The organism is Halocynthiibacter styelae, from assembly GCF_016123485.1.
Taxonomy (GTDB): Bacteria; Pseudomonadota; Alphaproteobacteria; order Rhodobacterales; family Rhodobacteraceae; genus Halocynthiibacter; species Halocynthiibacter styelae.
Window position 1 is genome coordinate 39,604 of the sequence record NZ_JADCKQ010000016.1, and the last position, 20,662, is coordinate 60,265.

Below are 20,662 nucleotides of genomic sequence, written 5' to 3' on the forward strand. Positions count from 1 at the left end.
TTTCGGGAAGATGCTGACCGGAATGCACGATGCACCCATCGATAATGACCTTGCGGAAGGCCCTGCCAATGGCAGGGCTTTCTGGTGTCTGGCAGAAGACGGCCTGCGCCTGCGGGTCGCGCACTGGCGACCAGCTGTGGATTGCCGGGGAACAATACTTTTGTTTTCCGGGCGCAGTGAGTGTGTCGAGAAATATGGGCGTACGGCGACAGAGCTTGTTGCGCATGGTTATGCGGTTCTTGTGATGGACTGGCGTGGGCAGGGGCTGTCCGATCGTCTGGTAAGTGACCGGATGCGCGGTCATGTGGATGCATTCTCGGATTATCAGAAAGATGTGGCCACGCTGATCCGGGCGGCCCGGGAACTTGACCTGCCTGATCCCTGGCACCTTCTGGGCCACTCGATGGGGGCATGTATTGGATTGCGGGCGCTGAACGATGGTTTGCCTGTTGTGTCGTGCGCATTTACGGCACCAATGTGGGGGATCACGATGTCACCACTACAGCGTGTGCTTGCCTGGCCGGTGTCATGGGGCGCGCGGTTGTCGGGCAAAGGTGGGAATTATCTCCCCGATAAAACCCGACAGAACCGGAAGTCATATGTTCTTACTGTCGGTTTTGAAGACAATCGTCTGACACAGGATGCCGATATGTTCGCATATCTTGTCCGACTGGCTGAGAATCTGCCTGACAGGTTGATTGGCGGTGCAACGTTTGGCTGGTTGAATGCTGCGTTGCGGGAGTGTCGGGCGCTCAGATCGAAAACATTACCTGACATTCCGGCCCTGGTGTTTTCGGCTGGGCAGGATGAAATTGTCGACAATCAGGTGACGGCTGAAAGGATGAAACACTGGTCCGGCGCGCGGTATGAAATGGTCTCAGATGCGAGGCATGACATTCTGTCAGAAAGGTCAGAGATCCGTGACCGTGTGATTTCAGAGATCTGTCATTTTTTCACGCGTCAGGCGGATGCCGAAAACAAAGCGGCCCCGCCCAAAGGCTGAGGCCGCATTGCAAATCTTGTAAGGAAGCTGACGGATCAGATCAGACCCTGTTTCTGGAACAAAGCTTTCATATCGCTTTTCGGGCGCGGGCCGATGTGACGGATGCATTCCGCTGCGGATGTGGTGCCCATCTTGCCGCAGGTTTCCAGATCCTGACCGGTCGCCAGGCCATACAGGAAACCGGCCGCGAACATATCACCAGCGCCTGTGGCATCCACAGGGGTGATGGTTTCTACAGGAATTTCGACCTTCTCATCACCACGGATAATCACCACCGGATCGCCGGAACGGGTGCAGACCACCAGATCACATTCCTTGCGCGCCATTTCCAGGGCATCCATGACGTTGTTCTGCTCGTACAGCGAACACCATTCTTCCTCATTACCCAGAACGTAATCCATTTCCTCTTTCACCAGACGGCGGAAATCATCGCGGTGACGATCCACGCAGAACGGATCAGACAGGGAAATACCGGTTTTGCCGCCTGTGGAACGGCAGGCTTTGGCCGCTGCTGTGAAGGCTTCTTTGCCTTCGGGTTTGTCGAACAGATACCCTTCGAGGAAGATATATTCCGCATCCGCTGCCACATCATCAGATACATCTGCCGGGCTGATATCTGCTGAAATACCAAGGTAGGTATTCATGGAACGCTCGCCATCCGGCGACACAAAGATCATGGAACGCGATGTTGGCAGGTCACTGTCGGCAACCGGCGGGTTCACAAAGGCTGTGCCGCCTGCTTCGGTGCTTTCCACATAAAACCGTCCCAGCGCATCATCGCGCACACGACCGATCAAGGCGGTATCAAGGCCAAGCGTACCAAGGGCGGCAAGCGTGTTGCAAACAGAACCACCAGGCGCCTGAACGCGGCTTTCCATGGCACCGTAAAGCGTTTCTGCACGGTCTTTTTCAACCAGCTGCATGATGCCTTTTTCAATCCCCATGTGGTCAAGGAAGGTATCATCACATTGGGTCAGCACATCGACAATCGCATTGCCGATACCCACAACTTTATACTTTTTGCTCATCCCAGACGCTCCGGCTTACAGGTTTTTATCTTCAAACAGGCAGAGATCACGTATCAGGCAATTGCTGCACATTGGTTTACGGGCCTTACAAACATAACGGCCATGCAGGATCAACCAGTGATGGGCGTGATGCTGAAATTCGGCCGGAATGTTGTCTTCAATCGCACGTTCCACCGCATCCACATCCTTGCCCGGACAAATGCCCGTGCGGTGGCCGATGCGGAAAATATGGGTGTCCACGGCCTGGGCCGGTTGTTTGAACCACATGTTCAGAACAACATTTGCGGTTTTGCGTCCGACACCGGGCAGGCTGACCAGGGCCGCGCGCGAAGAAGGCACTTCGCCGCCGTAATCATCGACAAGGATTTGCGCTGTCTTCATGACATTCTTTGCCTTCTGACGATAAAGCCCGATGGTTTTGATATGTTCGGTCAGTGCGTCGATCCCCAGATCCAGCATCTTCTGTGGAGTGTCAGCAACTTTAAACAGTTCTTTCGTGGCTTTATTCACGCCCACATCCGTCGCCTGGGCCGACAGCGCCACAGCAACCACAAGCGTATAGGCATTGGTGTGGTCCAGTTCCCCCTTGGGTTCTGGTTCCAAATCCCGAAAACGCGTGAAGATCTCCTTCAGCACAGGATAGGACATTTGCTTGGCGGGTTTGGCTGGCTTATCTGTCATGCCCGGTTTTATGCCCGGATGTGGGGGAAGGGTCCAGCCAGCATTTACGAAGGGCTTTTGTGTTGCTTAGCCAGGTCAAGGCTGAGCTTTGCTCCCTGATACTGTCCCTTGATGAGATGGCCGGGAGTGCGAACTTCGGGGAAGTCATTACTCCAGTCCTTGAATTGATCGTTCGTTACAATTGGGGCGCCAAAGTCGCGGGCGGCTTGTAAAATATACGGATCAGCCGGGGTACCTTTCGGCACAACCATGATCTGGTTTTTCGGCAATCCTAACAGTTTTCCCATTTTCCCGTCGTGAATATAGTGATCCGAAAGCAAATATCCCGCATTGGCATCGAACATAATGCCGACGGTGTAGCCCTGTCGCATGAGTAACCGAAGCACCTCCCGTACTGTATCCAGCTTTGGCGTATTGTTGCGCCAATACATCACATTTGATCCGTCAATGATGATCCACTTCGGGGGAGATCCGGTTTTTCGTTTTCGTATGACAGCTGCCAGAAGAAGCAAGGCGCTGGCAATTACGGCGGGAAGGCTCAGCAACAGCAGATCCGACCAGGCCGGGTAATATAGTGCTAGAAACGATGTGAGAAGTGACAGGCTCAGAAGAATGGCTGGGGGCAACATGGGACCGGCTGAATTGTTTTAGTGAAATCAGATGACAGAGTATCGGGTGCAACTGTGTTGGCAAGTGTCAGATTTACGCAGTCAGATCTTACACTCCCGTTCCATCTGCGCATAGAAGTCCACCAGTCGTTTGCCTCGCTCTTCCTTAAATCTCTCACCCTCCACCATATCCCGGATGCGGTCCAGGCGGAACATGCGGAAATCTTCGCGCAGCTCGCACCAGCCAACAATCGTCCAGACCTTGCCCCAGAACCACAGGCCCAGCGGGCGGATGATGCGGGTGGTCTCGGACCCTTCCGCATCGGCGTAGTCAAGGGACAGGCGCAGGCGCGTATCACAGGCTGCTTCGATCCGATCGATCTTTTCACGTACCGCATCGCTTAATTCCGGCGAGGAGACCGAATGCACCGGCACCGCTTCCGCATGCACCCGGTCCCGATCCGGCAGGACGGCGTTGATCTTCACCAGGGCCTCTTCCGCTGCCGCTGCCATTTCGGCCCCGCCCCAGGCTTTGATCAGGCGCGCTCCGGCGACGAGGGCGGTGATTTCCTTATGGGTGAACATCAGGGGCGGCAGATCATAACCGTCCCGCATCAGGTAACCGACCCCGGCCTCGCCATCAATGGGCACGCCAGAGCCGATCAGATCCGCAATATCACGGTAAATCGTGCGTTCCGACACTTCCAGACGATCAGCCAGCATACGCGCCGTGGTCAGGCGGCCACCCCGCAGATACTGCACAATCTGAAACAACCGGTCCGCACGCCGCATGGGTTAATTCCCTTCAAACAGCCCGATGGAATTTCCACAGGGGTCAATGCCATAAACAAAACGCCCCGCCGGGATCACCACCGGATCACCTTTCAGAACTTCGCCACCAGCAGCCTCAAAACGTTCTGCGGTTGCCTCAAGCGTATCAGGCACCACCAGATGCAGCGTCGCCCCGGACCCATCCTTCGCAGGCTTGCCTTCATAAAGGTTTCCGGCAACGCCTTCGCCATCGGCTGTCGGGATCATCGCAATCATATTCGGGCCCATATCCATCGTCTGCAGATCATAGTGAAAGACCGCATTGTAAAAGGCCACAGCTTTCTCAAGATTGCTGACAGGCAGTTCCGCCCAGATCAGGGCGTGTTGTGGTTTAAACGGGTTGTTGGTCATCATGTGTTCCTTTGTATCAGGATTTCACTATGACAGCCCCCTCCTGACAACATCCTGTCAGGAGGTTTCACATGATCTTGAAAAACTCAGAACCAGTCCAGCCCGTCTTTGGTTGCGCCCGCCGGATTATACTCGCCGCTGATCAGGCCGTCATATCCGGCTTTGTCGAGCGCGCGGAAGAATGCCGGGAAATCATAACCTGCCGCAGGTTCATGCCGGTCTGGGTGGGATGACACCTGAATGTGCTGCACAAGCGGCTGATACTTGCGGAACAGCTTCAGGGGATCATGACCCATATTCATCGCGTGGAATGTATCCAACATCAAGCCTGCATTCGGACGGTTCACCTTTTCCAGCACCTGCGCGGCTTGTTCAAAACTGTTCAGCCCATAGCCCGGCACAGCCTGCGCACTGATCGGCTCAATGATAAAGCTTTGCTCCGGTTCCAGATCACAGGCCTGGATCACGTTTTTAGCCAGGACATCTGACGCGCCCGCGCCTGCAATCCCGGCCATCACATGGATATGATGCACACCCAGAATATCCGCGATGTCGATGGTTTTCACAATCTGACTGAAGAACGCCATTTGCTGGCCATCCTGTGCCCCAATGCCCCAGGCCTCGCCACGCGGGGTGTCGATCAGGGCGAATTCCACGTCAGCCGCCTCTGCAAGACGTGCCAGTTCTTCGGGGCTTTCTTCGGCTTCATTGGGCCAGAGCAGCTCCACCGCCTGAAACCCGCCGTCCGCCGCCGCCTGAAAGCGATCTTTAAGGGGCAGTTCCTGAAGCAGCATTGTCAGGTTCGCACAAAACCGGGCCATCAGACGTCAAGCTCGGCTGAGGGAATGATCGGGAAGAACTGACCAGAGGACCAGACGCCAAACCAGCTTTCCCCTTCCACATCTTCATGCGCGCCGATTTCCACCAGGCGATAGAAGCTTTTGCGATCAATCAGGGCTTCAAGGTTCGCACGGATCAGAACGTAAGGCGATGGTTCCCCGGTTTCCGGATCCCGCACCACACGAATAGGGTTTTCCGGCCCGGCCACAGCTTCGTCATCGACATGGGTCACAAAGGTCATGACCTGATCCCGGCCCTCGCCCGTCGTTTCAAAATCAATCGCGACAAAGGGCGCATCATCTACGGTGATGCCGACTTTCTCAACCGGGGTAACCAGAAAGTAATCTTCACCATCTTTACGAATGATGGACGAAAACAGCTTTACCAGTTCTTTCCGGCCCATCGGCGTCCCAAGATACCACCAGGTTCCGTCCCGCGCGATGCGCATATCCAGGTCACCGCAGAAATCCGGGTTCCACAGATGTACCGGCGGCGGGCCTTTTTTGCTGGCCGCTTTGACAGCAGATGCGAGGTTTTCCGCCGATGGGGCAGCAGTTTTCTGGTCGTTTGAGGATTTTGTCATTTGTTCTTCGTACCAATCCGGCCTTTAATGCGACTATTGTAACACGAGAATAAGCCCAGCGGGAGAGTATCAATATGGCAGAAGCGGAAAATCTTGTCGCAGAGATCGAAAACCTCGGCGAAAAGCTGTCCCGTGCGAAGGCTGAAATCGCCGCGCGCTTTATCGGGCAGGAAGAGGTGGTTGATCTTGTACTGACGGCGCTTCTGTCCGGCGGGCACGGTCTGCTGATCGGTCAGCCGGGTCTGGGTAAGACATTGCTGGTGGAAACCCTGGCGACTGTCATGGGGCTGGATGGCAGTCGTATTCAGTTCACGCCGGATCTGATGCCTGCGGACATTCTTGGTTCTGAAGTGCTTGAAAAGAAGAAGGGCGGCGAACGGGAATTCCGTTTCATTGAAGGCCCTGTCTTCTGTCAACTGCTGATGGCGGATGAGATAAACCGCGCCTCACCACGTACACAATCTGCTCTGCTTCAGGCGATGCAGGAAAGAGAAGTCACGATTGCGGGGCAACACCGTGCGCTGGGCAAGCCGTTCCATGTGCTGGCCACGCAAAACCCGATTGAACAGGAAGGCACCTATCCGCTGCCCGAAGCGCAGCTTGACCGGTTCCTCCTGCAGATCGAAGTCACTTATCCGAAACGTAATGTGGAACGCGATATTCTGCTGGCGACCACAGGCGTTGAAGATGCGCAGGCGCAACAGGTGTTCAACGCAGATGACCTGATCGCAGCACAAACGCTTCTGCGTCGGATGCCGGTTGGCGAAAGCGTGGTCGAACTGATCCTTGATCTTGTGCGTTCCTTCCGTCCCGAAGATGAAAATGCCCCGGAAGTTGTGCGCAATGCCGTGTCCTGGGGGCCTGGCCCCCGTGCCGCGCAGGCCTTTATGCTGGCGGCGCGGGCGCGGGCATTGCTGGATGGCCGTCTGGCCCCATCCGCTGATGACGTTGCCCATCTCGCCCGCCCCGTTCTGATGCACCGTATGGCGTTGGGCTTTGCCGCGCGTGCCCAGGGGCAGGACGCAGGGGCGCTGATTGATCAGGTGACGTCTGATGTGATCCGCCGTGCACGAGCTGGCGAGGCCGCCGCGTGAACCAACCCACCGCCCTGACACTGCGCCGGGATGCCGCGCAATCGGCAGCAGGTCTGCCCGCGCTTCTGGCCGCGGCAGAACGCCTGGCACAGACGGTTATGCCGGGTGTGCATGGCCGGCGTCGCGCAGGGCAGGGGGATGAGTTCTGGCAATACCGCCCGGCGATGGATACAGATGCGCCCCGTCACATTGACTGGAGGCGGTCCGCAAAGTCGGATGGAAATTTTATCCGTCAGAAAGAATGGCAACTGGCGCAAAGCGTGATGTTCCTTGTCGATCCCGGGGCCTCCATGCGCTGGGCGAGCCATAAGAACCTGCCGCAGAAATCCCATCGTGCGGCAACGCTGGCGCTGGCCTGTTCCATGCTTTTGCAACGCGGTGGTGAACGTTTCGGTCTGATTGGGGCAGAGGCCATTCTGCCCCGCACGGGCGATGTGCAGATCATGCGTATGGCCCAGGCGCTCAGCAATGGGGAGGACACGGCACAGGATTTCACCGCACCCGATCTGTCTGCTCTGCGCCCCGATACGCAACTTGTAATGATTTCTGATTTTCTTGGCGATCCCGCCGCTTTCACCCGTGCCGCTGATCAGGCCGCAGGTCTTGGTGCGCGCGGGGTCTTCCTTCAGATCCTTGATCCGGCGGAAGAAGCCTTCCCCTGGCGCGGCCGTACGATTTTTCAAAGCGTCACAGGCCGTACAGAACATGAAACCCGCAAGGCCGATGATCTGCGCGACCGTTACCTTGAACGCCTGAACGCCCGCAAAGATACCCTGCAGGACCTCGCCCGGCGCACGGGCTGGCAATATCATTGTCACCACAGCGATGCGCCCGCCGCATCTGCCCTTCTCTGGCTTTATCAGGCACTGGAGCGTGCATCCCGATGATGATCTTTGGTTCACTTGGTTTTACTGCCCCATGGGTTCTTCTGGGTCTGTTTGCACTTCCGATCCTCTGGATCCTGCTGCGCGCCGTTCCCCCGGCCCCTGTGCGCCGTATTTTCCCGGCAGTGGGCCTGCTTCTGGGGCTGAAAGACCGGGACAATCAGGCAGATCGCACGCCCTGGTGGCTGTTGCTTCTGCGCATGGCTGCGCTGGCCTGTGTGATCCTGGGGTTTGCCGGTCCGGTGCTGAATCCGCAGGACACACGCGAAGGCAATGGCTCGCTTCTGGTGTTGCTGGATGGCAGCTGGGCTGCGGCCCGCGATTGGGACCGCCAACAGGAAAAACTCGCAACCCTTCTGGCAGAAGCGGGTCGGAATGGTCGCCCCGTTGCCCTGGCTTCGCTGACCGATCTGCCGCGCGAGGGTTTGACATTCACCAGTGCCGACAATCTGCGCAGCCAGCTTGCCGGGATCACACCCGCCCCCTTTGAACCATCCCCGGATAATATTTCAGAATGGGCTGCAGGTCTGGCGGATCAGGACTTTGATACGTTCTGGTTCTCTGATGGTCTGGCCTATGACCACCGCAACGCGCTTTACACTGCTCTTGCCGCACGCGGCGCGGTGACCATCTTTGAAACCGCACGTCCGCTTTATGGCCTGGAACCGGTTGTCACAGATCAGAACCTGATGCGGTTAACCCTGCGCCGCCTGGCCGCTGCCGGGGAAGAAGAACTGCATATCAGCGCAATCGGCCCTGATCCCTCGGGACGGGAAGTTGCACTGACAACCGTTACCGTAAGTTTTGAAACAGGTGCCGACACGGCCATCGCAGAATTTGCCCTGCAACCCGAACTGCGCAACCGCATCACCCGTTTTACCATTGCTGAACAGGCCACCGCTGGCGCTGTTACTCTTGTTGGGGACGGGTTGCGCCGACGCGAAGTTGCCCTGATCCGTGGTGCCGATCAGGAAGTGCCCGATTTGCTGGATCCGCTGCACTATCTTTATAACGCGCTGGAACCACAGACAGATATTCTCCTGGGGCCGGTGGATGATGTCCTGCCTGCAAACCCCGATGTCATGATCCTCGCTGACATCGCAGACCTTGCACCGCTTGATAAAACCGCAGTGACCGAATGGGTTGAGGCAGGCGGTTTGCTTTTGCGGTTTGCCGGGCCACGCCTCGCCGCCAGTGATCTGTCGCGTGACACAGAAGACACGCTTATGCCTGTGCGTCTGCGGTCCGGTGGACGATCCCTTGGTGGCACCATGTCCTGGGGGGAACCACGCAGACTTCTGCCCTTTGATGACAGTTCGCCCTTTTACGGGCTGACTGTGCCGGATGATGTGTCCGTGACATCACAGGTCGTGGCCCAACCCGGCCCGGAACTGGCCGACCGCGTGATTGCCGCGCTGGAAGATGGTACACCGCTTGTGACCCGGAAATACCTGGGGCAGGGGCAGGTTGTTCTCTTCCACACCACCGCCAATGCAGAATGGAGCGATCTCGCCCTTTCCGGCCTGTTCCTGTCAATGCTGGAACGTCTGTCTGTCGCGTCAGGTCGCGTGCAGGATCTGTCCGCTGTTGCCCTGCCAGGCACAACCTGGCACCCTGATCTGGTTCTTGATGGGTACGGGCGACCTGTGGCTGCAGATGGTTTCGCGGGTGTAGATGGCGCCGTTCTGGCAGAACCAACGCCCGCGTCCGATTTGCTTCCGGGGATCTGGCGCAATGGCGATCAGGTGATTGCATTGAACCTTCTGCAGGCGGATCACGTTTTGCGCCCTGCCGCCTGGCCCGTTTCTGCTCGCATCGAGAGCTATGAAAATGTTCAGGAAAACCCGCTGGCAGGCTGGTTCTTTGGTTTCGGGCTGATCCTGCTTGTGCTGGATGTTCTGGCCACTCTTGCGCTGACAGGGCGGGCTGGTTTGCGTGGGGTTGGTTCTGCCTCTGTGATCGTGGGTGGGATCGCTCTGATCCTTTCTCTGCCGTCCGGGGCAAACGCTCAGAACACTACAGATGACAGTGCCGCTATCATCGCCACATCCGACGTCACTTTCGCCTATGTCATCACGGGAGACCGCGGGGTGGATGAAATATCCGAAGCCGGGTTGCGAGGCTTGTCCCGCGTGCTGACCCTGCGGACCTCTGTTGAACCGGCCCTGCCTGTTGGTGTAGATCCGGAAACAGATGAACTTGCGTTCTATCCCTTCCTTTACTGGCCGATCACGTCGGAACAACCGGCGCTTTCCAATGAGTCCATCGCACGGCTCAATGCCTATATGCGCACCGGTGGCATGATCATGTTTGATACCCGCGATGCGGGGCTTGCGGGCAGCAATGGGCCGAACCAGCGCAAATTGCGCGACCTCGCCCGGGGCCTCGATATCCCGGCGCTGGAACCGGTGCCGGATGATCACGTGTTGACCCGGTCTTTCTACCTGCTTCAGGATTTCCCGGGCCGTCACCGCAGTGACAATATCTGGGTCGAAGCCGCGCCCCTTGGCGAGGAAGCCACAGAAGGCATGCCGTTTCGCAATCTCAATGATGGCGTGACACCGGTGATTATCGGCGGCAATGACTGGGCTGCGGCCTGGGCTGTGAATGCGCGCGGGCAATATATGTTGCCTGTGGGGCGTGGGAATGCCGGGCGCTTGCAACGGGAAATGGCTTTGCGCTTTGGCGTCAATCTGATCATGCATGTGCTGACCGGCAATTATAAATCCGATCAGGTGCATGTGCCTGAACTTCTGGAACGGCTGGGGAACTGATCCATGGTGCAAAGCATTCTCTTTGATCCTCTCCTGCCACTTCCCCTGGTTATTGCCCTTTCCGTGCTTGCAGGTCTGGCTTTCCTTGTGGCCCTCTGGCGTGGTCTGTCCGGCTGGCATCTGCGCGGCGTTTCACTTGCGTTGGTCCTCATTGCAATTCTGAACCCGTCTTTGCAAAGCGAAGAACGCAATCCGCTGAATGATATTGTCCTGGCAATCGTCGATGATACCGCCAGTCAGCACATCGGCGGGCGCGCAGACCAGACCCGGCAGGCGCTGGCGGAACTGACAGATCTGACAGCGCGTCGCCGGGCCACTGATCTGGAAGTCGTGACACTGCCTGACGCCGATGATGGCCGGGGCACATTGCTGGCGGCGACCCTGCGTACAGCCCTTGCAGAGATCCCTGAAAACCGCCTGGCCGGTGTTGTGGTGATTTCAGATGGGGTGGCGCATGACCTTTCCGCCGACTTACCCCCGTTGACAGATACGCCCCTGCATCTGCTGCAAACCGGAAAAACCACTGACCGGGACCGTCGCCTGACGATCAGAAACGCCCCGGGTTTTGCAATCCTGGGGGAAACTGTGGAACTGACCCTGCGGATTGATGATCTGTTTGCTTCAGAACCTTCACCCAATCGCGATGCCCTGGCCGAACTCACGATTTCTGTCGATGGCGACACGCCTCTGACGTTCAACATACCCGTCGGGCAGGACGTGACCCTGCCCATTACGTTGCCACATGGCGGCATGAACACCCTGCAGTTCGCAACACCTTTGCAGGACTGGGAACTGACCGATCGCAACAACGAAACAGTGCTGCGCATCAACGGTGTGCGGGATCGGCTGCGTGTTCTCCTGGTGTCCGGTGAACCCCATGCAGGCGAACGGGTCTGGCGCAACCTGTTGAAATCCGACACCTCCGTTGACCTTGTGCATTTCACCATCCTGCGCTCTGCCAACAAAAGCGACAATGTCCCGCCCGATGAACTTGCGCTGATCGCGTTTCCAACCCGGGATCTCTTCATCAACAAGATCAGTGAATTCGATCTGATCATCTTTGATCGCTACAAACGGCGGGGCATTCTGCCGGGCAGCTATTTCGATTCTGTACGCGATTACGTGTTGCAAGGCGGTGCTGTCCTTGTCTCTGCCGGGCCGGATTATGCCTCTGTCGACAGCCTCTGGTATTCGTCACTGTCCGATATTCTGCCGGGCGGGCCAACTGGCCAGGTGGTGGAACGTGGCTTTCATCCCGCAATAACTGACCTTGGCGCACGCCATCCAGTGACCCGCGATCTTGATGCGGGCATTCAGGACGACAGACCACCCTGGGGCCGCTGGCTGCGTCAGACGGAACTGACGGCGCGCAGCGATGTGCAGACCATCCTGACCGGCGCTGACGAGACCCCGCTTTTGCTGCTTGATCGCGCCGGGGAAGGCCGTGTGGCCCTGCTTGGATCTGACCAAAGCTGGCTTTGGGCGCGGGGCTATGAAGGTGGCGGCCCGCAGGCGGAACTTCTGCGTCGTCTTGCGCATTGGATGATGAAAGAACCGGAGCTGGAAGAAGAACGCCTCTACGCTATTCCCCGCGCGCAATCTATGCAGATCATCCATCAGACATTGTCGGATGAAGGGGCAGAGGTTGAGGTGACAACACCTGGCGGTGAGGTTATCAGCCTGCCGCTGGAAGAACGCAGTCCCGGGCATTTCGCAACGGATTGGACCGCGCCTGAACCGGGGCTTTATCGCCTGCGGTCCGGGAGTGCCGAAAGCGTTGTGGCGCTTGGCCCCGCCGCACCGCGCGAATTTGTCAATACCATTGCAACGGCAGAAATTCTGACGCCTCTTATCGCACCTGGCAAAGGCGCGGCCTTCCGTGTTGAAGATGGCCTGCCATCCCTGCGCACGATCCGCGAAGGACGCCCGGCATCTGGGCGTAACTGGATGGGATTTCTGCGCCGGGAGGCAAGTCAGACCACCGATATCATTCTGATGCCGCTTCTGCCTTTCTGGGCCTGGCTTCTGCTGATCGCAGGCTTCAGTTGCGGGGCCTGGCTGTATGAAGGGCGCAGAAACTAACCCCGGATCAGGTTTTCTGACCGGTAAGCCTTGACCTTCCTGTTACTGGAAGGTCTATGTGACGCCTGTAACCGCTGCTGAGGCCATCATGACCGATTCCGACCAGATCCACGTTCCAACCCCTGCCATCCTGGATGTTTCCGGGCTCTCCTGTGCAAGCTGTGTCGGGCGGGTGCAACGGGCGCTGGATGCGTCTGACCTTGTGCACTCTGCACGGGTGAACCTCGCAACCCACAGCGCAGTTGTTGACCTGGCCGAGGGCGCGGATGGCAAGGACGTCGCTGATCTGGTGACCGCTGCGGGCTATGCAGCCACCCTGCGCGAAGAAGGTGACAATGCCCCGGCACAGCAGAATGAAAGCGCCGCTTATCGCCGCAATTTCCTGATCGCGGCCATCCTGACCCTGCCGGTGTTTGTCCTGGAAATGGGGGCACATGCCTTCCCGCAGTTTCACCATTACCTGGGCGCAACCCTGGGCCATGACAACAGCCGATATATCCAGTTTGTCCTGACCGCCCTTGTGCTGATCTGGCCGGGGCGTGGGTTTTACCTGAAAGGCGTGCCTGCGCTGCTGGCGGGCCGGCCTGAGATGAACTCGCTTGTCAGTCTCGGTACATTTGCCGCCTTCAGCTATTCGGTTGTAGCCACTTTCGCCGCCTCTCTGCTACCCGCTGGTGCCGATAACGTCTATTTTGAGGCTGCCGCTGTGATCATCGTGCTGATCCTTCTGGGCCGTTGGCTGGAAGCCCGTGCCAAAGGCCAGGCGGGCGCGGCGATTGCCCGCCTGCTGGAACTGCAACCCGCCACGGCACGCATCGAAACTGAGGGGCAGATCAAGGACATTCCCACTGCCGCGATCCTGCCCGGTGACATCATCCATATCCGTCCCGGCGAACGCTTTGCTGTTGACGGTGTGGTTCTGCGCGGACGCGGCTTTGCCGATGAAAGTATGCTGACGGGCGAAGCCCTTCCCGTGGCCAAAGAAGAAGGCGCGCCAGTCACTTCCGGTACGCTGAATGGCGCGTCCGCCCTTGTCATGCAGGCGGAACGTGTCGGGCGCGATACGGTGTTGGCCGGGATCATCCGCCTGGTGGATGAAGCCCAGGCCACAAAACTGCCCATCGAAAACCTGGTCGATCGCATCACCCGCATCTTTGTGCCGGTGGTACTGGTCCTGGCTGTGATCGCCGGGCTGGCCTGGTTGTTCTTCGGGCCGGAACCGTCCCTGTCTCATGCGCTTGTTGCCATGGTGTCTGTCCTGATTATCGCCTGCCCCTGTGCCATGGGGCTTGCGGTGCCTGTGTCTATCATGGTCGCCAGCGGGCGCGGTGCGGAACTGGGCGTGCTTTTGCGCAAAGGGGATGCCTTGCAGCGCATGGAAAACATCCACACGGTCTGTTTTGACAAAACCGGCACGCTGACCATCGGGCGACCGGAACTCAGCGGGCTGGCGATTGCTGCTGGCTTTGAACATGACAAAGTGCTGCGCCTGATGGCCGGGGCTGAAGCCACGTCTGAACATCCGCTTGCCGGGGCTGTGCTGCGCGCTGCGGAAGAACGTGGGATTGAACCAGGCCTGAACCTTGATATGGAAGCCCTGCCGGGATCCGGTCTGCGCGCTCTTGTGGATGGCCGTCGGGTGCTGATCGGGAATGAAGCCCTGATGCAGGCGGAAGGCATCGACTTTACCCCCCTGCAACCCTCTGTAAAAGGTTTCGTGGCCGAGGCGCAATCCGTGATCTTTGTCGCCGTGGATGGCCTGGCCGCCGCCGTCAGCGCAATCGCGGATCAGATCCGCCCGGAAAGCTACAATGTCATCACAACTCTGAAAGCCAGAGGCATCCGCATCGCCATGGTCACGGGCGACGCAAAGCCCGCAGCGGACGCCGTGGCAAAACTGTTGCGTGTGGATCAGGTCTATGCACAAACCCTGCCCGGTGAAAAAGCGGATGTGGTGCAATCCCTGCAAGCCGACGGGCCTGTGGCCTTTGTTGGTGACGGGATCAATGATGCGCCAGCACTTGCCTCTGCTGACATTGGCATTGCCATGGGCGGCGGCAATAACGTCGCAACCGAAGCCGGTGACATCATCCTGGCAAGTGGTTCCCCTGCAGGGGTTGTCACCGCCTATGAACTGTCACGCAAAACTATGCGTAACATCCGTCAGAACCTGGTCTGGGCCTTTGGCTATAACGTGCTGCTGATCCCGGTCGCCATGGGCGCACTGTACCCGTTCACCGGCATGCTTCTGTCACCGGCACTTGGGGCAGGGGCCATGGCATTGTCCAGTGTGCTGGTGGTTAGCAACGCCCTGCGCCTGCGCCGGGTAGGATCCCCTGCACCAGCAACGCAAACTGCCTCCCCCGCACCACAGGTCACCACACCCAAAGCTCCTGAAAAACCAGCCTCCTGCTGTGGCGGGAAAACCGCATCATGAACATTCAGGGCGCATCAGAAAAGACGGGCCTGCCCGCGAAAACCATCCGTTACTATGAGGACATCGGGCTTATTCAGCCGGACCGTGCCGCAAATGGCTATCGCCACTTCAGTACCCGCGATCTGCACAATCTGACATTCCTCGCCCGTGCCCGTGCGCTTGGCTTCACTATTGAAGACTGCCGCGCGCTTCTGGGTCTCTATGAAGACGAAAGCCGCGCCAGCGCCGAGGTCAAAACAATCGCCCAAAAGCACCTGCAGGCGATTGAGGAAAAGATCCGCGACCTTCAGACCATGCGCGAAACCCTGTCAGATCTCGTGACCTCCTGTCACGGCGACAACCGCCCGGATTGCCCGATCCTCAGCGATCTTGGCGGCAGCTCCCGCGATTGACCGGATTTGTCGCAGTTTCCCTGCGTCAGCGCGTGAAAGATATTCCCAGGCGAAATGTTAGCGTGTAACAAACAGCAGAGCCCGGTCAGTCCGGGAACGCGGATTACATAATGCGGGGAGCAAGGCATGAGCGGCTATATTCTGGCGATTGATCAGGGAACAACATCCACACGGGCGATTATTTTCCGCACCGGGGAAAACGGCCTGCCGGAACCTGTTCAGACCGCTCAGGAAGAATTCCCGCAACATTTCCCGGCCTCTGGCCTTGTGGAACACAATCCCGAAGATCTCTGGGAAACCACGATCCGCACCTGTCGCGATGCGATTGCCGCCGCCGGGATCAGCGCCGCTGATCTGGCCGGGATCGGGATCACGAACCAGCGCGAAACCACAGTGGTCTGGGACAAAAACACCGGCCTGCCCGTGCATAACGCCATTGTCTGGCAGGACCGCCGCACGGCAGACTATTGCGACAGCCTGCGCGACGCCGGGCTTGAGGATCAGATCACCGCAAAAACCGGTCTTCTGGCGGATCCTTACTTCAGCGCGACCAAACTGCGCTGGATTCTTGAGAATACCGAAGGTGCACGGGATAAGGCCGAGGCCGGCGATCTGCTGTTTGGCACGGTTGATACGTTCCTGATCTGGCGTCTCACCGGTGGCCGTTCCCATGTGACCGATGCGACCAACGCCGCCCGCACCATGCTTTATAACATTCAGGACGGGTGCTGGGACGCGGACCTGCTGAAACTCTTCGATATTCCGGCGTCCATGCTGCCAGAGGTTCTGGATTGCGCTGCTGATTTTGGTGTGACGGGCCCACATGTGTTTGATGGCACGCCCGTACCGATCCTTGGTGTGGCCGGGGATCAGCAGGCGGCAACCGTCGGCCAGGCCTGTTTTGCACCGGGCATGATGAAATCCACCTATGGCACGGGCTGCTTTGCCCTGATGAACACCGGCGACACCCCGGTACTTTCAGAAAACCGCCTGCTGACAACCATTGCCTATCAGCTGAACGGAAAGCCTGCCTATGCGCTGGAAGGCTCAATTTTTATCGCGGGCGCAGTTGTGCAATGGCTGCGTGACGGGTTGCAGATGATCGGGGATGCCACCGAAGCGCAGCCCCTCGCTGAATCCGCCGATCCCGAAGCTGTGCTGACATTTGTGCCCGCCTTCACCGGTCTTGGCGCCCCTTACTGGAATGCCGAATGCCGTGGTGCGATCTTCGGATTGACCCGCGGTTCCGGCCCGGCAGAAATCGCCCAGGCCGCCCTGCAAAGCGTCGCTTTCCAGACCCGTGATCTTGTGCAGGCCATGCAGGCGGACTGGGAAGGCGCGGGCGGTGAAACTGTACTGCGTGTGGATGGTGGCATGGCCAACAGCGACTGGACGATGCAGGCGTTGGCCAATCAGCTTCAGGCACCGGTTGATCGTCCGATCGTCACAGAAACCACCGCGCTGGGCGTGGCCTGGCTTGCGGGCATGCAGGCCGGCATCTGCCCCGGCCCCGAAGAGTTCAGCCAGACCTGGGCGCTGGATCAGCGCTTTGAACCGCAACAGGACGCAGCAGGTGCAGACACAGACTACGCCCGCTGGCAGGATGCGGTGAACCGGCTGATTACGTAAGATACCCAAGATGGTCCCTCGGCAAAACCTCAGGCCGCTTCGGAGTTATGTCTAATGCGCTTAGGTTTAATCCATGACTGATGATATATTTAAATTTCGCGACCAATTCATATCGCAAGTTGCCCGGGTTTTTGAAAGCGAGGGCTGGAGCATGTGTTTCTATAAAAGCGAAGGTTATTGGGATTTCAAATGGTCTCTGACTGAAGTTGATGTGTCAGTCCTGTTTTCCGGACAAGACATAAGGCAGTTGACCACCAAGCCACGGCTGAGCCTTCATGCGGGTGTAAGTAAGCCAGAACTCGACAGCATAAAAAATACCATCATGCCCCCAATTAAGGGGGGTGAGCCTCAATCTGTAGTTCTTGCTGGGTTGACAGCAGAAGAGAAAATCCCGCTCTCGGAAGAGCGGTATGATGCCTTCATCAGAGGACTTTCGGGGATGCTGGTAAAATGGGGAGAAGCACAGGACATTGAGGCTGGTGTTGCAGGTTTCACGAAGCCTTGGCGGACTGAGCAGCAATTATGTCATCTGGCGGCATTGGCGTATGTCGGGGATTTCAACACGCTAATGGACTATCAGGAAATGTTCAAATCTGGCAAACGTGCGAACTTCTACCCTTACATTACACCTGAAATGATAGATCGCGCGGTCGATATCGCCATCGAAAGAGCGTGATGAGACTACTTGGCGCTACCGATGGGAAATACTGACGCAGCCCTCCCCTCAGTCAGGGCAGGCCTCCGCATGTCACGCAGGCACGGAATCAGGGCAGAGCCGCGATATGGCTCTGCATCACGTCAAGCGAAGCTGTAGCGTCGATCTGTGTGGCAACGGACACCGTGGGACGGCTTGCATCTGCAGCCGTATTGCCGACCTCTTCGCCGTCACAGATCACCCGCAGTCCGGTGTCTTCACAGCCGAAGAACTGCGGATGTGAACAGGCCAGGACCGCCGCAGCATCATGCATCGGGCAGCCATCCAGATCAGCGATCTCTTTGTAGAACTTCAGGTAGAATTCAGAAATCCGCTGAATGAAACCACCTGTTTTTTTGGACGCCGCAGCGAGTGCTGTGAAATCTGCCGGTGTCAGCAGGGTCTGCAAGGTCACATCCAGCCCGACCATCACCGTGTTCAGCCCGCTTGCAAACACCGCGTCCGCAGCCGCCGGGTCGTGATAAATATTGGCCTCGGCGTGGGGTGTGATATTGCCCGGGCAATGCAGATTGCCGCCCATGATCACCAGTTTACCCAGGTTTTCAGCGAACCCGGGGTCAAGCTTCAGGGCGTCAGCTATGTTGGTCAGGGGCGCAATGGCGCAGACCACAAGTTCGCCTTTGTGCTGCCGTGCCATTTCCACAAGGAACTCCGCCGCAGGCAGGGTGTGGTTCGTGCCGATCTGCGGCACCTCAGCCAGATCCCCCAGGCCTTCCGGCCCATGCACCCAGGCTGACGGTTCAAACGGGTAATCATTCCAGGGCTTTGCCGCGCCCTCAGACACAGGCGCATCTGCGCCAAGCATATCCAGCAGGAAACGCGCATTGCGGCTGGATTGATCCACGCGGGTATTGCCAAACACAGTGGTCAGGCCAATCAGGTCGATTTCGGGTAACGCATGGGCGAGCGCGATGGCAATCGCATCATCTACGCCCGGATCGGTATCAATAATCATTTTCATAGCGTGACGGGATAGCGGCCCGGGCCAGACAGCGCAACAAAAGAAAACGGCGGGGATGACCCCGCCGCTCTGGTGGTTATGCGGTGAGGATTAAGCGAACCACCAACGCTCACCTGCTTTGGACCCGTCCATGGTCCAGTTCGCGGCAACATCGTCGCCATGCGCAACCTCATTGGACAGACCCATGATGTAGTTGGCAAACATCGGAACAATCGCGCCGCCATCATCATGAATAAGCGTCTGGGCCTCGGCATATTGTGTACGGCGCTTCGCCGGATCCAGTTCTGCGCGGGCTTCGGCCACGACTTCGTTAAAGCGCAGGGCTGATTCTGTTGTGCGCCAGGCGGTGTCGTTCCATTCGGTTTCTGCCACATAGGCTGACGCAAACATCCAGTCTTCCGTCGGACGACCACCCCAGTAGCAGGCGCACCATGGTTTCTTGTTCCAGACGTTGGACCAGTAACCATCAGACGGTTCACGCACAACTTCGATCTCAATCCCGGCTTCTGCGGCAGAGGCGGCGATCAGCTGGGCTGCGTCAACCGCACCGGCAAAGGCCGCGTCGGATGCTGACAGCTGGATCGGGCCGGAGTGCCCGGATTTTTCATAGTGATGACGCGCAAGATCTGCATCAAATTCCCGCTGCGGGATGTCTGCTGCATGATATGGGTTTGCGGTGGAAATCGGGTGATCGTTGCCAATCGCACCATGGCCCAGCAGGATCTTATCCACCAGTTCCTGACGCGGGATCGACAGTTTCAGCGCCATGCGCAGATCATAGTTGTCGAAAGGTGCCGCATCCACACGCATCGGGAAGGTGTAATGCAATGTGCCGGTTTTCTCGAGGATGTTCACATTTGGGGCACGACCCAGCAGATTAACCGTTTTCGGGTCAATCCGGTCAATCGCATGCACATCACCGGACAGCAGGGCGTTCTGACGGGCGGTCGGGTCGATCAGCGACAGAACCTCAACCTCATCAAAATAAGCGGGCTTATGGTAATTCGCATTGCGCGAAGTGCTCAGGCGCACGCCTGGCTCATAGTTGTCGACTTTAAAGCCACCTGTGCCAATCCCGGCCAGTGTATCTACAGTGCCATCCACAGAGGGCATGATCACCAGGTGATAATCGCTCATCAGGTAAGGGAAATCCGCATTCGGTGTTTCCAGCGTAAAGACAACCGTATCGCCATCCGCTGCCATATCCTGGATCGGCGCAACCACACCTTTCGCAGCGGAAGTTGATTCTTCGCCGCGGTGCAGGTTGATGGTTGCAATCACATCTTCCGGGGTCAGCGTCTTGCCATTGTGGAATTCCACACCCTGACGCAGCTTAAAGCGCCATGTCTTCGCATCGTCAGATTCAAAGCTTTCCGCCAGATCACCAACCAATTCACCATTTGGCGCAACCTCGGTCAGGCTGTTGCCCCAGAGATAAGCCATGACCAGCGAAAATCCATTTTCATAGGTCAGCGGGTTGATGGTGTCTGTTGTTGACCCATGCGCCATGCCCATGATGAATTTGCCGCCGGATTTCGGTGTCGCGGCCATTGCCTGGTCTGCCATGCCAATCGCGGTCGGCACCAGAACGCCGGCTGCAACCATCGACTGGATAAAGCTGCGGCGTGAAATTTCCTGGTTCGTCAGTTGATGTTTCCGGGACGCGATAAAGGCGTCTTTGCGTGAAAGCATATTCCTCTCCCTTGTATGCCGTGGGGCGTATTTTTGTGCCCTTCGTTCGCACACCATAGAAGAGAAGTGTCGCAAAA

At 57.8% G+C, this 20,662-nt stretch carries 18 protein-coding genes; 9 read left to right on the top strand and 9 right to left on the bottom strand.

Annotation, left to right across the window (positions count from 1 at the left end; translation table 11 throughout):
- Positions 1-22: 22 nt before the first annotated feature.
- Complete coding sequence (locus H1D41_RS16485) at positions 23-1,003, top strand: alpha/beta hydrolase (RefSeq protein WP_228849950.1); 981 nt, start codon at positions 23-25, stop codon at positions 1,001-1,003.
- A gap of 35 nt (positions 1,004-1,038) precedes the next feature.
- Here H1D41_RS16485 and H1D41_RS16490 read toward each other — a convergent pair whose 3' ends face one another.
- The 7 genes from H1D41_RS16490 to H1D41_RS16520 form a co-directional block, all read right to left on the bottom strand.
- A complete protein-coding gene (locus H1D41_RS16490) occupies positions 1,039-2,031 on the bottom strand; it encodes an adenosine kinase (RefSeq protein WP_107495356.1) in 993 nt (330 codons plus the stop codon).
- 15 nt (positions 2,032-2,046) lie between these two features.
- On the bottom strand, positions 2,047-2,712 hold the full coding sequence (nth, locus tag H1D41_RS16495; RefSeq protein ID WP_228849951.1) for an endonuclease III: 666 nt from the start codon (positions 2,710-2,712) through the stop codon (positions 2,047-2,049).
- 44 nt (positions 2,713-2,756) lie between these two features.
- Entirely contained in the window at positions 2,757-3,257 is a 501-nt protein-coding gene (locus H1D41_RS16500) for an NYN domain-containing protein (protein ID WP_228849952.1), read from the bottom strand.
- Between the two features lie 165 nt (positions 3,258-3,422).
- Positions 3,423-4,112 (bottom strand): helix-turn-helix transcriptional regulator, encoded by a 690-nt coding sequence (locus H1D41_RS16505; RefSeq protein ID WP_228849953.1) that lies wholly within the window; start codon positions 4,110-4,112, stop codon positions 3,423-3,425.
- Positions 4,113-4,115: 3 nt separating this feature from the next.
- Entirely contained in the window at positions 4,116-4,502 is a 387-nt protein-coding gene (locus H1D41_RS16510; protein ID WP_228849954.1) for a VOC family protein, read from the bottom strand.
- A gap of 86 nt (positions 4,503-4,588) precedes the next feature.
- Positions 4,589-5,323 carry a hydroxypyruvate isomerase family protein gene (locus H1D41_RS16515; RefSeq protein ID WP_228849955.1) on the bottom strand — a complete coding sequence of 245 codons (735 nt, stop codon included), beginning with the start codon at positions 5,321-5,323 and terminating at the stop codon, positions 4,589-4,591.
- Positions 5,323-5,925 carry a DUF1285 domain-containing protein gene (locus H1D41_RS16520; RefSeq protein WP_228849956.1) on the bottom strand — a complete coding sequence of 201 codons (603 nt, stop codon included), beginning with the start codon at positions 5,923-5,925 and terminating at the stop codon, positions 5,323-5,325. The genes H1D41_RS16515 and H1D41_RS16520 overlap by 1 nt, the downstream gene beginning before the upstream one ends.
- A gap of 74 nt (positions 5,926-5,999) precedes the next feature.
- On the opposite strand from H1D41_RS16520, the gene H1D41_RS16525 reads away from it, so the two are divergent.
- From H1D41_RS16525 to H1D41_RS16560, 8 genes are all read left to right on the top strand, one after another.
- A complete protein-coding gene (locus H1D41_RS16525) occupies positions 6,000-7,019 on the top strand; it encodes an AAA family ATPase (RefSeq protein WP_228849957.1) in 1,020 nt (339 codons plus the stop codon).
- A complete protein-coding gene (locus H1D41_RS16530; protein ID WP_228849958.1) occupies positions 7,016-7,906 on the top strand; it encodes a DUF58 domain-containing protein in 891 nt (296 codons plus the stop codon). The genes H1D41_RS16525 and H1D41_RS16530 overlap by 4 nt, the downstream gene beginning before the upstream one ends.
- Entirely contained in the window at positions 7,903-10,677 is a 2,775-nt protein-coding gene (locus tag H1D41_RS16535; RefSeq protein ID WP_228849959.1) for a DUF4159 domain-containing protein, read from the top strand. Before H1D41_RS16530 ends, H1D41_RS16535 begins: the two co-directional genes overlap by 4 nt.
- Before the next feature lie 3 nt (positions 10,678-10,680).
- Complete coding sequence (locus H1D41_RS16540) at positions 10,681-12,759, top strand: hypothetical protein (protein ID WP_228849960.1); 2,079 nt, start codon at positions 10,681-10,683, stop codon at positions 12,757-12,759.
- Between the two features lie 88 nt (positions 12,760-12,847).
- Positions 12,848-15,196, top strand: a complete 2,349-nt coding sequence (locus tag H1D41_RS16545; protein ID WP_228849961.1) for a heavy metal translocating P-type ATPase — start codon at positions 12,848-12,850, stop codon at positions 15,194-15,196.
- Positions 15,193-15,588 (top strand): Cu(I)-responsive transcriptional regulator, encoded by a 396-nt coding sequence (gene cueR / locus H1D41_RS16550; protein ID WP_228849962.1) that lies wholly within the window; start codon positions 15,193-15,195, stop codon positions 15,586-15,588. Before H1D41_RS16545 ends, cueR begins: the two co-directional genes overlap by 4 nt.
- A 126-nt stretch (positions 15,589-15,714) precedes the next feature.
- Positions 15,715-17,217: a glycerol kinase GlpK gene (gene glpK, locus H1D41_RS16555; RefSeq protein ID WP_228849963.1), complete on the top strand. Its 1,503-nt coding sequence runs from the start codon at positions 15,715-15,717 to the stop codon at positions 17,215-17,217.
- A gap of 73 nt (positions 17,218-17,290) precedes the next feature.
- Complete coding sequence (locus H1D41_RS16560; RefSeq protein WP_228849964.1) at positions 17,291-17,893, top strand: DUF6990 domain-containing protein; 603 nt, start codon at positions 17,291-17,293, stop codon at positions 17,891-17,893.
- Between the two features lie 88 nt (positions 17,894-17,981).
- Here H1D41_RS16560 and H1D41_RS16565 read toward each other — a convergent pair whose 3' ends face one another.
- Both H1D41_RS16565 and H1D41_RS16570 read right to left on the bottom strand, forming a co-directional pair.
- Positions 17,982-18,893 carry a nucleoside hydrolase gene (locus H1D41_RS16565; protein ID WP_394355420.1) on the bottom strand — a complete coding sequence of 304 codons (912 nt, stop codon included), beginning with the start codon at positions 18,891-18,893 and terminating at the stop codon, positions 17,982-17,984.
- Positions 18,894-18,983: 90 nt separating this feature from the next.
- Complete coding sequence (locus H1D41_RS16570) at positions 18,984-20,585, bottom strand: ABC transporter substrate-binding protein (protein WP_228849966.1); 1,602 nt, start codon at positions 20,583-20,585, stop codon at positions 18,984-18,986.
- Between the last annotated feature and the right edge of the window lie 77 nt (positions 20,586-20,662).

Excerpts from the sequence above, each read along its gene's own strand:
- H1D41_RS16490 (WP_107495356.1), bottom strand. The coding sequence starts at position 2,031 with ATGAGCAAAAAGTATAAAGTTGTGGGTATCGGCAATGCGATTGTCGAT.
- H1D41_RS16515 (WP_228849955.1), bottom strand. The coding sequence starts at position 5,323 with ATGGCCCGGTTTTGTGCGAACCTGACAATGCTGCTTCAGGAACTGCCC.
- nth (WP_228849951.1), bottom strand. The coding sequence starts at position 2,712 with ATGACAGATAAGCCAGCCAAACCCGCCAAGCAAATGTCCTATCCTGTG.
- H1D41_RS16545 (WP_228849961.1), top strand. The coding sequence starts at position 12,848 with ATGACCGATTCCGACCAGATCCACGTTCCAACCCCTGCCATCCTGGAT.
- H1D41_RS16560 (WP_228849964.1), top strand. The coding sequence starts at position 17,291 with ATGACTGATGATATATTTAAATTTCGCGACCAATTCATATCGCAAGTT.
- glpK (WP_228849963.1), top strand. The coding sequence starts at position 15,715 with ATGAGCGGCTATATTCTGGCGATTGATCAGGGAACAACATCCACACGG.
- H1D41_RS16565 (WP_394355420.1), bottom strand. The coding sequence starts at position 18,893 with ATGAAAATGATTATTGATACCGATCCGGGCGTAGATGATGCGATTGCC.
- H1D41_RS16540 (WP_228849960.1), top strand. The coding sequence starts at position 10,681 with ATGGTGCAAAGCATTCTCTTTGATCCTCTCCTGCCACTTCCCCTGGTT.
- H1D41_RS16570 (WP_228849966.1), bottom strand. The coding sequence starts at position 20,585 with ATGCTTTCACGCAAAGACGCCTTTATCGCGTCCCGGAAACATCAACTG.
- H1D41_RS16505 (WP_228849953.1), bottom strand. The coding sequence starts at position 4,112 with ATGCGGCGTGCGGACCGGTTGTTTCAGATTGTGCAGTATCTGCGGGGT.
- H1D41_RS16485 (WP_228849950.1), top strand. The coding sequence starts at position 23 with ATGCACGATGCACCCATCGATAATGACCTTGCGGAAGGCCCTGCCAAT.
- H1D41_RS16510 (WP_228849954.1), bottom strand. The coding sequence starts at position 4,502 with ATGACCAACAACCCGTTTAAACCACAACACGCCCTGATCTGGGCGGAA.
- cueR (WP_228849962.1), top strand. The coding sequence starts at position 15,193 with ATGAACATTCAGGGCGCATCAGAAAAGACGGGCCTGCCCGCGAAAACC.
- H1D41_RS16535 (WP_228849959.1), top strand. The coding sequence starts at position 7,903 with ATGATGATCTTTGGTTCACTTGGTTTTACTGCCCCATGGGTTCTTCTG.
- H1D41_RS16525 (WP_228849957.1), top strand. The coding sequence starts at position 6,000 with ATGGCAGAAGCGGAAAATCTTGTCGCAGAGATCGAAAACCTCGGCGAA.
- H1D41_RS16520 (WP_228849956.1), bottom strand. The coding sequence starts at position 5,925 with ATGACAAAATCCTCAAACGACCAGAAAACTGCTGCCCCATCGGCGGAA.